We start from the raw sequence: 11,638 nt of genomic DNA, 5'->3' as shown, positions 1-11,638 counted from the left end.
CGGCCATGGGTACCGTAACGTTAAAGCCACGACTAGGTGAAGGAAGGTATGCGACTATTGATTCTTCTATCATATCTTTGTCAAGAATAAAGTACATAAAGGGTTGTTTTGGTTTGACTTATGTTTCACAACACAAATCTCTGCAACCCTGTCTTTCGATCCAAAAAAAGTTTAAACCACTTCTCCATCTAACAACTAACAACTAACAACTTACAACAAAAAACGAAAAACTAACAACCAACAACTAAATTGAACTTGATTCTTGCATTTGAATTTGAGCTTGAATTTGATACCTGAAATAGATTACCTTTGATTTTCTAAATTTTTACAGTTTTGCTGACCAATCTTTCCATAGACAATTACGCGTTGATCGATAGCTTAGAGGTAGGTCTGGACGCGGGTTTTACCATTATTACCGGAGAAACCGGTGCGGGTAAATCCATCTTTTTGGGAGGCCTATCCTTGGTGTTGGGAAAGAGGGCCGATCTATCATCGCTTCGGGATAAGGAACGTAAATGCGTCATAGAAGCCTATTTTCAGATCAAGGACTACGGTTTGCAGTCTTTTTTTAAAGAGAACGATTTGGATTATGAGGATACCACGGTCATCAGGCGGGAAATTTTGCCCAGCGGAAAATCCCGGGCCTTCATCAACGATACACCGGTAACTTTGGATGTATTGACACAATTGGGCGACCGCTTGATCGATATCCATTCCCAGCATCAAACACTGAGATTGACCGAAAATGATTTTCAGTTAAAATTGATAGATGCTTTGGCTGATAATAAGGTTCGTCTTCAGGAATTTAGAAAGACCCTCACCACCTATAATTCCACAAAAAAGCAACTCGAGGATTTAATTGATTTTCAGAACAATGCCTTAAAGGAACAGGATTATAACGATTTTCTCTTATCGGAGTTGGAAGCAGCTCCCTTAAAGGCAGGCATTTTGGAGGAATTGGAAGAGCAATACGAGCAACTGAACAATGTGGAGTTGATCATGGAGGAACTTTCCAAGGGAGATCAATTGATGAACGACGATCAGATTGGACTTACATCCCTATTATCGGAATTGAAAATTACACTATCCAGGCTTTCTGGATTTGGTAAACAATACGAAGGCCTGCACCAGCGCATTCAATCCGTATACATTGAGATGGACGACATCAATACCGAACTGCAGGCGTATCAGGATAACATTGAATCCAATTCGGAACTTTTGGAAGAAACCAGTGCCAAGTTGCAATCATTGTACAACCTACAGAAAAAACATGGGGTTTCAGAGATAACGGAATTGATCAAAATCCGAGAGGAACTTTCCCAAAAAGCCTTTGAAACCGCCCATGTAGACGAGAAAATTTCAATTAAAACCAGGGAACTTCAGGATCTGGAATCTGCTCTTGAGGAACAGGCACTTGTGCTAAGGGAAAAAAGAAATGCCGTTATTCCCAGTTTGAAACAACAATTGGAACAGGATTTGGCACACTTGGGAATGCCCAGTGCCTCATTTCATATTCAACTAGAAAGTGTGGATACCTTTAAGGGCAATGGCATGGACGATCTTTCCTTTTTGTTTACCGCCAACAAAGGCAGCGATTATGGTGAACTAAAAAAAGTAGCATCGGGCGGGGAGCTTTCAAGAATCATGCTAATAATCAAGGCCATATTGGCGAAATATGAAAAACTGCCCACTATAATGTTCGATGAAATCGATACGGGCGTATCCGGGGAAATTTCAAATAGAATGGCGGATATCATGAAAGAAATGAGCAAGGACATGCAGGTATTCTCCATTACACACCTACCACAGGTAGCTTCCAAAGGAAACCACCATTTTAAAGTTTTTAAGACCGATACTTCAGAAGGTACCCAAACCAATATGCGAAAACTGTCCAATGATGATCGCGTAGTGGAACTGGCCCAGATGTTAGGGGGCAACGAAGTGTCTGATTCCGCCTTGGCCCATGCCAGACAATTGTTAAATTAATTGTCTTTGCCTAAAATCCAATTGGCATATTTTAAATATCTTTGAAACATTAAAAACACTAAGAACCAATAATCATGGGGTATAATCTATTAAAAGGAAAAAGAGGAATCATATTTGGTGCTTTGGATGAAAATTCAATCGCCTGGAAAACCGCGGTACGGGTCCATGAGGAAGGCGGCACCTTTGTGCTTACCAATGCACCTATAGCCATGAGAATGGGCCAGATTAAGGAGTTAGCCGAAAAGACTGGTTCTGAAATCGTTCCTGCAGACGCTACCAATGAAGGGGATTTGGCAAATTTAGTGACTAAGTCCATGGAGATTTTGGGAGGCAAGTTGGATTTTGTACTACATTCTATTGGGATGTCCGTAAATGTGCGTAAAGGAAGGTCCTATACGGATGAGAATTATGATTTTACGGCGAAGGGATGGGATGTTTCCGCCCTTTCCTTTCATAAAGTAATGCAATCCTTATATAAAAATGATGCCATGAACGAATGGGGCAGTATTGTGGCCTTGACATATATGGCCGCACAACGTACCTTTCCTGATTATAACGACATGGCAGATAATAAGGCGTATCTGGAATCCGTGGCACGGAGCTTTGGATACTTCTTTGGAAAGGAGAAAAAGGTACGGGTAAACACGATTTCCCAATCGCCGACAGCTACTACTGCGGGACAAGGAATCAAAGGATTTGACGGGTTTATCAACTATGCGGAGAAAATGTCGCCCTTGGGCAATGCGACCGCCCAAGATTGTGCCGACTATACTATTACCTTGTTTTCGGACCTCACCAGAAAAGTGACCATGCAGAACCTATTCCATGACGGCGGTTTTTCCAACACCGGGGTCAGTCAGGAAGTCATAGACAAATTCTAAAAGGGAATTCAGGGATTTCTGGGGGCTTAATTACTTGAAAGTTTGAAATGAATGTATCATTCTCGTTTATAATTCCAGTATTTAACAGACCCAATGAAATTGAAGAACTCTTGGAAAGTCTTTTATTACAGACTTATTCCAAGGATTTTGAGGTGGTCATTGTAGAAGACGGTTCCACAATACCAGCCAAGGAAGTGGTAGATTTGTACCGCAATAGGTTACATATTTCTTACTACCAAAAACCCAATTCAGGACCTGGAGATTCCCGCAATTTTGGAATGAAAAAGGCACAAGGGAATTATTTTATTGTCTTGGATTCGGATTGCATTCTGCCTTCCCAGTACTTAGACGAAGTAGAAAAGAGCCTAACCAAGGAATTTGTACATTGTTTTGGAGGACCGGATGCGGCCCACCCTTCCTTTAGCGATGTTCAAAAGGCTATCAACTATGCCATGACCTCCTTTTTGACTACAGGAGGAATACGAGGGCGAAAAGACGCTATAAACAAATTTCAGCCCAGAAGTTTTAACATGGGCATATCCAAGGAAGCCTTTGAAAAAACGGGCGGGTACGGAAACATCCATCCGGGTGAGGATCCAGACCTGACTTTTCGTATTTGGGAAAAGGGATATGAAACCAAATTGATACCCGAGGCCTTTGTGTACCATAAGCGAAGAATCGACTGGAACAAATTTTACGTGCAAGTGAAAAAATTTGGAATGGTAAGGCCCATATTGAATAGATGGCATCCGTCCACGGCCAAATTTACTTATTGGTTTCCTGCTTTATTTATCCTTTCCTTGTTGATTTCCATTGGGTTCATCTTTTTTGGTATTAAAGCACCCTTTATCTGTTTTGTTCTCTATTTTTCAGCCTTGTTATTGGATGCCGTAATCAAAACAAAAAGTATCAAAATTTCCACTATGGCACTTTTTGCCACGCTGGTCCAATTTTTGGGCTACGGTTTTGGTTTTTTGAAGTCCACTATTTATACTACATTTAGTAAAAGGACACCGGAAGCGCTTTTTCCAAAATTGTTTTTTCAAACCAAGGACAGATCGTGATTTTAGAAAGGATTAAAACAGCTTTAAAAAAGAGAAAGGTCAAGGTATTTCTGGTCTTTTTGTTTTTCTCCTTTCTTGCATGGTTCGTAAACAATCTTGCCCAAACATTTGTGGGGACAACCTATTTCCAATTAAATTACGTGAACGTGCCACGGGATTTTCTCTTGGAAGAAACCCAAAAAAATCAATTACAGGTAAGGATTAGGGCCGTGGGGTTTCAATTTATAGGTTTTGGCATAAGAAAGAAAAATATACAGATAAACCTTGCTGAAGTACGAAAAAGAAACGGCCGTTATTTTATACCGCCGTCGATTTATAAAAAACAGGTTCAAGCACAATTGTCGAGCGATATGGAGCTGCTGGAAATGGACAACGATACAATTTTTGTTGGATTCACCCCACTAGAATCGAAAGAAGTACCTGTTATACCTAGGCTTAATATTACGTTTGAAAAAAATCACGCTTTGATGGATTCTTTGGTCGTTGAGCCAAAAACAATCCTTATAAAAGGACCAAAAATTCAGATCGATACCGTGAAAAGTGTCCACACGTCCTATGTAGAGCTGTTGAACGTAGACTCCGATTTTTCGCAAAAGCTTACCTTGGTGAAATCGAGGGAGCTGGTCGAAACCAATTTCGAACCATCCCAGGTAACGATTACGGGTAAGGTATATCGCTTTTCTGAACAGGTATTTGAAGTGCCCGTAACTATTTTTAACCTTCCGGACAGTGTAAAGGTGAGAATGTTCCCAGACGTTGTTCAAGTAGTCTGCCAGGCTAAATTGGAAATTCTCAAGGGGATTTCACCAGATGATTTTATGGTAGTTGCAGATTATGGTCAAGTAGGGGAACGCAACCAAAATGTATTATCCTTGATATTGAAGGAGAAGCCGGAAAAAATCAATAATGCCATCCTGAAGACCAAAGAGGTTGAATTCATATTGAAAAGGGAATGAAAAAACCATGGCCAGCACTTGGCACGCGGAATTAAAAATAATGCATGGGCGTACCAGTTTCTTGGGCATAAATGACGCATAACAATGAAAATAATTGGTCTTACGGGAGGCATTGGAAGTGGAAAGACCACTGTTGCAAGGATGTTCGAAAAATTGGGGGTTCCCGTATACAATTCAGATGTGGAAGCCAAGAAACTTATGCATTCCTCCAAAACGATGAAGAGAAAACTGATCGACCTGTTTGGGGAATTGGCCTATCTGGACGGAAAATTAAATCGATCCTACATTGCTAAATCTGTTTTTAAGAATACGAATTTGCTAAAAAAACTTAACGGAATTGTACATCCTGCAGTTCGAAAACATTTTAAGAAATGGTGCAAGGCACAGGATTATCCTTATGTGATTCAGGAAACCGCCTTGTTGTTTGAGAATAATGCCCAAGAATTTTATGATAAGGTGGTATTGGTGACCGCTCCCATGGAATATCGGATAGACCGCATTCTAAACCGAGACCAAAGTACCCGTGAGGATATCGTGGCAAGAATGAGGAATCAATTGGACGATGCGGAGAAGTTACCCTTGGCAGACTTTGTCATTGAAAATATCGACCTGAAAAAAACAAATGAAAAGGTGGTAGAGGTGCATCGCGTTCTCCTTGATTTTACTAAGGACAGCTAATTTTAACATTTGTGTTAAGGTTTGGTTAAACGTACTCAGGCCTTCCCTGTAAATAATTAATTTTAACATTATAATGAATAAGAGGTTATTTGTTCTCTTGGTAGTTCTAATGAGCCTTTCTCTCGTAGGGTTGATTTTTATTCAAAGCATTTGGATAAAAAAGTCCGTTGAGAACAAAGAGGAACAATTTTCGAATGTTGTTTCTGAGGCGCTTAACAGTGTTACCAATCAGATAGAGGAGCGGGAGAAGAAAAATTACTTCGACAGGTATCTGTATGCAAAGGATAGCATCGGGGAATTGAAGGAGACCCAATTTAGAAATTTCTTTTTCATAGACAGGGATGTCAATTCTAATGAAATATTGTTATATGAACATGGTATCCTAGAAGAAGATTACGGAATTTCATCAACGTTCTTTGATAACGGTGAGGTGGGCGATACCACTTTCATCAAAAACTATACAAGCAAGCGAACCACATCGATCTTCAGGGAGGATTACGATATAGACGGTAAGGCTCTTAGGTTAACGCCCATTCAAAGAATAGAAAAGATTGGGGGACTTAGGGATGTTGATAAAATCGCCATGGAAGATTTGTTCACGACCTATGCCAAAAGAGTGCCTATACACAAAAGGGTTTCCAAACAGGAGATAGAATTGTTGGTGCAACGTGAATTGGAGGATAGGGGTGTTGATATAGCTTTTGAATATGGGGTGTACAGCAATGGTCTACCGACGAAGTTGAAATCCCGAAAATTCAAATATTCCGAAGCGAACATCTATAAATCGCCATTGTTTACCGATCTTGACGGGATATCCAATTTTGACCTATTGGTTTCCTTCCCAAAGAAAAAGCGCTTTTTGTTACAGTCTATACTAGGTTTGGCCTTATTGTCACTTTTGTTTACTCTGATAATTGTCATTGCATATTCCGGTGCGATATACCAACTGATCAGGCAAAAACAGATATCGGAGATAAAATCGGACTTTATCAATAATATGACGCACGAGTTCAAGACCCCTATTGCAACGATCAACTTAGCGGTGGAAGCTATAAGAAACCCTAAAATAATTGGGGATCAGGAAAAGGTTTCGCGCTATTTGCAGATGATCAGGGACGAGAATAAACGTATGCACGCCCAAGTAGAAAATGTATTGCGCATATCCAAATTGGAGAAAAACCAATTGGATATCAGTAAGGATAGGGTAGATGCCCACGATATAATAAATGATGCGATTACTCATGTGGAGCTCATTGTGCAGGATAGGGGAGGATATATTGAAACACATTTAGATGCACATCGATCGGAAGTTTTGGCCAATGAAATGCATTTTACCAATGTGATAGTCAATATTTTGGACAACGCAATAAAATACTCGATAGATGCCCCAAAGATAGATGTCTACACGGAAGTAGTTAAAAACAACATTGTTATAAAAGTTCAGGACCAAGGTCCTGGGATGAGCAAAGTTGTATTGAAGAGAGTTTTTGAGAAGTTCTATAGAGAACATACAGGAGATATTCACAACGTAAAGGGCCACGGGTTAGGATTGGCCTACGTAAAAAAAATAGTAGATGATCATCAAGGGGAAGTATACGCGGAAAGTGAAAAAGATAAGGGAAGCACTTTCTTCATTAAACTCCCTTTAATTTAAAAATTATGGAAACAATAAATAAAAAGATACTTTTAGTAGAAGATGACCCAAATTTTGGAATTGTCCTTAAGGACTATCTATCCATGAACGATTTCGATGTAACATTGGCGAAGAATGGTATGGAAGGTTTCGAGAAATTTAAAAAGGACAATTTTGATATCTGTATTCTGGATGTCATGATGCCCTATAAGGACGGATTTACCTTGGCGAAAGAAATACGGGAGAAAAATGAAAATGTTCCCATCGTTTTCTTGACCGCTAAGACCATGAAGGAGGATGTACTAAAAGGATATAAGGCCGGTGCGGATGATTATCTAAACAAACCTTTTGATTCTGAGGTGCTATTGATGAAACTAAAGGCGATACTTCAAAGAAAGGCTTCCAGTAGTTTGGCCGATAGTAAGAAGTTTGAATTTGAAATTGGAGGATTTCACCTAAATTCAAAACTGAGGTTCTTAAAATATAAGGATGAAGAATCCATTAAATTATCACCCAAGGAAAATGAGCTTCTACGACTCTTGGCCCTGCATGAAAACGATTTGATGCCCAGGGAGTTGGCCCTCACAAAAATTTGGAGGGATGACAACTATTTCACTTCCCGAAGTATGGATGTTTACATTGCCAAACTTAGAAAATACCTAAAACGGGACGATAGTGTAGAGATTTTGAACATCCATGGCGAAGGCTTTCGTTTGGTGATCAAAACAGAGGGCGAGTAAAACTAATTCACATTTAACATATAAAGCACCTTGTTCGAGGTGCTTTTTTAGTTTTTTAAAAGGGCTATCGCCCGATCAACGATTTCTTCGGGACTAAGTTCAATGGATACCACGAGGGCATTTTCAGGTTCTTCCAAAGTTTTAAATTGGGATTCGAGCAATTCCTTTGGCATAAAATGCCCTTTTCTTAAACTAAGCCGATGCCCAATAAGTTCCAAGGTACCTTTCAAGAACAGAAAAACGGTCGTTTCCTCCATACCTGCCCTCAAGATTTCCCTATACTTGGATTTTAAGGCAGAACATACAATGACAGCACCCTTTTCCTGGTTCTTCTTTCCTAACGCATTCAAAGTTTCCAGCCAACCTGTACGATCGTTGTCATCCAAAGGAATGCCTTTGCTCATTTTGTCTATGTTGGCTTTTGGATGGTAATGGTCGCCATCGTAAAAGGAATACCCCAATTTTACCGCCAATAATTTCCCGATGGTAGATTTTCCACAACCGGAAACGCCCATCACATATATAATCTTTGCTTTATTCATTTTGTAATTCTGCTACTACTTCTTCAATTTGAGCAATTATTTCCTTTTCATGATAGTTGTATGCTATCCAAAGGGTATTAGGGCTTTTCTTAAACCAAGTGGTTTGTCTTTTTGCGAACCTTCGGGTATTTTTTTTAATCTCCGAAACGGCAAAATCCAAGGTCCAATTTCCATCGCAATATTCAAAAAGCTCTTTATAGCCAACAGTTTGTAAGGCATTCAAATTCCGCTGGTCAAGGAGCGATCGTACTTCGGTCAGTAATCCGTCCTTCATCATAATATCGACCCGTTCGTTTATTCTATCATAAATTACTTTTCTATCGGCTTTCAAACCTATGGATAATACCTTAAAATTTCTTTGGCTTTTTGGTTTGTTTAGAAAGCTGGAATACGATTTACCGGCACCAATACAGATTTCCAAGGCCCGGATCAAGCGATGTGGATTTTGAAGATCTACTTTTTCATAATAATCTGGATCTAATTCCTTGAGGTTCGACTGAAGGAATCCAATACCTTTATCCATCAATTCCTTGTTGAGTGTTTCACGGATACCACTATCCACTTTTGGAAAGGAATCCAGTCCTTTTGTAACGGCGTCCACATAGAGGCCACTTCCTCCGACTATAACGACTGTGTCATGGTTTTGAAACAATGCTTCCAATGTGTTGAGCGCCTCTTTTTCAAAATCGCCCACAGAATAGGGTTCGTGGATACTTTTGTGTTGTATGAAATGATGTACAGCACGTGAAAGTTCCCATGTGGATGGTACTGCCGTACCAATCGCCATTTCTTTGAAAAACTGCCTTGAGTCCGCAGAAATAATTTCCGTCTTGAAATGATTTGCCAAAAGGATGGCCAATTTTGTTTTTCCTATGGCCGTGGGTCCGATTATGGAAATAAGGACTTTACTACTCATTTAGCAAACTTCCACAGTTATAGCAATGACTGGCATCGTCCCTGTGACCTTCCTTTGCACACACCGGACAGGCTTGGGTATTCACATGGACGAATTTTTCCAAATGCTCTTCGCCTGTTTTTAAGGCCCTGGAACGTTTCCCATATTCCACGGTGACCATTCCTGTGGGTACAGCTATAACACCATAACCCAAAAGCATTATTATGGTAGCAATGAATTGACCCTGAGGCGTTATTGGGGCAATGTCACCATATCCAACGGTAGTCAGGGTTACGATGGTCCAGTAAATACTCATGGGAATACTGGTGAAACCTGCCTCATCTCCCTCTACAAGATACATCAAAGTACCCAACATGACGGACAGTATCAGCACTGCAAATAAAAATACGGTTATCTTGGCACTACTTGCCTTCAAAGCACTTTTTAATTGCGAGGCTTCCCCTAAGAACTGAACCAGTTTTAAGATCCTAAAAACCCGTAACAACCTAAAAGCGCGCACCGCAAGCAAAACTTGAGAGCCTGCCAAAATATAGGAGAGATACAATGGAATGGTGGATAAAAAATCTATTATCCCATAAAAACTAAAAATATACTTACTAGGTTTCTGAATACAAATTATCCTCGCAATATATTCAATGGTAAAAAGAATGGTTATGATCCACTCAAGGGACAAAAGTGTCAAATGATATTCTGCATCAATACTTTTCACACTTTCCAACATAATCAGTAGCACACTGAAGAGTATAAGAATAATAAGAACAATATCGAACCACTTACCCATTGGGGTATCTGCTTCATAAATTATCTCATGTAGCTTATGTTTCCAATCTGTATTTTTTTGCTCCTTGCTCAATGCTATTTACAACGCAATAGTTTTAATTATTTTTTTCTTTCTAAGATAGGATTCTATAATAAAGTTGGCATTATGGGTGCCGTTCATAGGGGTAATCAAGCTTTCTAATATATGAATATTATTTATTTGATGGTTTAGGTCATAATAACCTACCCCTACCAGAGATCCATTCCTGATAAGTATTACGGAATTTTCTCCCAAAGCACGGCCTTTATCCACCAATAGGACATTCTTATTTTTTAGGCTATATTTTTGCAAGGCCTCCATGACCCGTTCATTATAATTCCCTATTGCTTCCTTTTTTATGCAAGCCCCATTGCAATTGCCCTCCTTATAGTTGGAACAATTTCCCCTTGCCTCGCTTATGCCGTTGACCTTATCACATAGTTGAAATTCACGGGTAATTTTGTACAAATGGTTTTTTGTACTGAATTCCCCGTTAAAATATCCCCACGGATCGGAACACTTGCTTAGGATAGTCGGTTTTAATTCTAAGTATCCATATTCATTTTTTGAAAGACATAATGAATGGGAAAACATTCTTTTTCTAGGGACGGGACTGTATTTGGGCCTGTTTTTTAAAAGTTCCTGATGCTCCTTTAAAAGCGCCACCAGCTCGCTTCCCGTTTTCTCATAGGTGACCTTCCTTGTCTCTTTGGTCAGTTTTCTGGCGCGGTCCCCGGATTTGGTAAACAATTGGTTTACCTTTTTTTTAATATCCGAACTTTTACTTAGGTAAATGACTTCCCCATCCTTGTTATGCATATAAAAAACCCCGGTTTCGTTGGGCATACTTTGCACGATGTCCAGTTGTTTCTCCGAAAGTTCACCATGTCCTTCCTTCCTTATAACATCCTGGATTATGGTTTTTTCAGTATCCTTTGCCAATAAAAGTTTGAACAGTTTTACCGTAGCCAAAGCATCTCCATTGGCCCTATGGCGGTCACTCACCGGTATCCCCAACGACCGTACCAATTTTCCTAAACTGTAGGATTCCGCATCGGGCAAAAGCGCTTTGGATAAATCTACCGTACAAAGGCTTTTTCTTTCAAAATTATAGCCCAATCTTCTGAATTCCGTGCGCAGGATCCTATAGTCGAACTGCGCGTTATGGGCAACAAGTACGGTATCTTGGGTAATTTCGACGATTCTTTTGGCTACCTCATGAAATTTAGGCGCGGTACGGAGCATTTTGTTGTTTATGCCCGTAAGATTTACGACAAAAGGTTGTATTTCCTTTTCGGGATTTACAAGACTGATAAACGAATCAACTACTTGGTGGCCATCGAACTTATGTATCGCAATTTCCGTAATGCCCTCTTCATTGAATTTTCCTCCCGTCGTTTCTATATCAAGTATAGCGTACATAAATTTTTTCTAGATCTAATT

The 11,638-nt window shown here is 39.8% G+C and carries 11 protein-coding genes; 7 read left to right on the top strand and 4 right to left on the bottom strand.

What is annotated here, in order from left to right; all coding sequences use genetic code 11:
• Positions 1–333: 333 nt before the first annotated feature.
• The 7 genes from recN to BFP75_RS02800 all read left to right on the top strand — a co-directional run bounded on the left by recN (position 334) and on the right by BFP75_RS02800 (position 7,938).
• Complete coding sequence (gene recN / locus BFP75_RS02830; protein WP_099543157.1) at positions 334–1,986, top strand: DNA repair protein RecN; 1,653 nt, start codon at positions 334–336, stop codon at positions 1,984–1,986.
• A gap of 74 nt (positions 1,987–2,060) precedes the next feature.
• Positions 2,061–2,867: an enoyl-ACP reductase gene (locus BFP75_RS02825; RefSeq protein WP_099543156.1), complete on the top strand. Its 807-nt coding sequence runs from the start codon at positions 2,061–2,063 to the stop codon at positions 2,865–2,867.
• A gap of 47 nt (positions 2,868–2,914) precedes the next feature.
• Entirely contained in the window at positions 2,915–3,931 is a 1,017-nt protein-coding gene (locus tag BFP75_RS02820; RefSeq protein ID WP_099543155.1) for a glycosyltransferase, read from the top strand.
• Complete coding sequence (locus BFP75_RS02815) at positions 3,928–4,887, top strand: CdaR family protein (RefSeq protein WP_099543154.1); 960 nt, start codon at positions 3,928–3,930, stop codon at positions 4,885–4,887. Before BFP75_RS02820 ends, BFP75_RS02815 begins: the two co-directional genes overlap by 4 nt.
• Positions 4,888–4,971: 84 nt before the next feature.
• Complete coding sequence (gene coaE / locus BFP75_RS02810) at positions 4,972–5,565, top strand: dephospho-CoA kinase (RefSeq protein WP_099543153.1); 594 nt, start codon at positions 4,972–4,974, stop codon at positions 5,563–5,565.
• Between the two features lie 73 nt (positions 5,566–5,638).
• Complete coding sequence (locus BFP75_RS02805) at positions 5,639–7,219, top strand: sensor histidine kinase (RefSeq protein WP_099543152.1); 1,581 nt, start codon at positions 5,639–5,641, stop codon at positions 7,217–7,219.
• A gap of 5 nt (positions 7,220–7,224) precedes the next feature.
• Positions 7,225–7,938, top strand: coding sequence for a response regulator transcription factor (locus BFP75_RS02800; protein ID WP_099543151.1), 714 nt, complete (start codon positions 7,225–7,227; stop codon positions 7,936–7,938).
• A gap of 47 nt (positions 7,939–7,985) precedes the next feature.
• On the opposite strand, the gene BFP75_RS02795 is transcribed toward BFP75_RS02800, so the two are convergent.
• Genes BFP75_RS02795 through BFP75_RS02780 form a run of 4 tightly spaced genes read right to left on the bottom strand, consistent with a single transcriptional unit; the run spans position 7,986 to position 11,617 of the window.
• Positions 7,986–8,480 carry a gluconokinase gene (locus tag BFP75_RS02795; RefSeq protein ID WP_099543150.1) on the bottom strand — a complete coding sequence of 165 codons (495 nt, stop codon included), beginning with the start codon at positions 8,478–8,480 and terminating at the stop codon, positions 7,986–7,988.
• Positions 8,473–9,396 (bottom strand): tRNA (adenosine(37)-N6)-dimethylallyltransferase MiaA, encoded by a 924-nt coding sequence (gene miaA, locus BFP75_RS02790; RefSeq protein ID WP_099543149.1) that lies wholly within the window; start codon positions 9,394–9,396, stop codon positions 8,473–8,475. Before miaA ends, BFP75_RS02795 begins: the two co-directional genes overlap by 8 nt.
• Complete coding sequence (locus BFP75_RS02785; protein WP_240531675.1) at positions 9,389–10,249, bottom strand: ion transporter; 861 nt, start codon at positions 10,247–10,249, stop codon at positions 9,389–9,391. Before BFP75_RS02785 ends, miaA begins: the two co-directional genes overlap by 8 nt.
• Before the next feature lie 6 nt (positions 10,250–10,255).
• A complete protein-coding gene (locus BFP75_RS02780; protein WP_099543148.1) occupies positions 10,256–11,617 on the bottom strand; it encodes an exonuclease domain-containing protein in 1,362 nt (453 codons plus the stop codon).
• Positions 11,618–11,638 lie beyond the last annotated feature (21 nt).

The sequence above is a fragment of the Maribacter sp. 4G9 genome, from assembly GCF_002742265.1.
Classification (GTDB): domain Bacteria; phylum Bacteroidota; class Bacteroidia; order Flavobacteriales; family Flavobacteriaceae; genus Maribacter.
The sequence above is the reverse complement of the archived record's forward strand: the minus strand, read 5'-3'. Positions and strand labels throughout refer to the sequence as shown.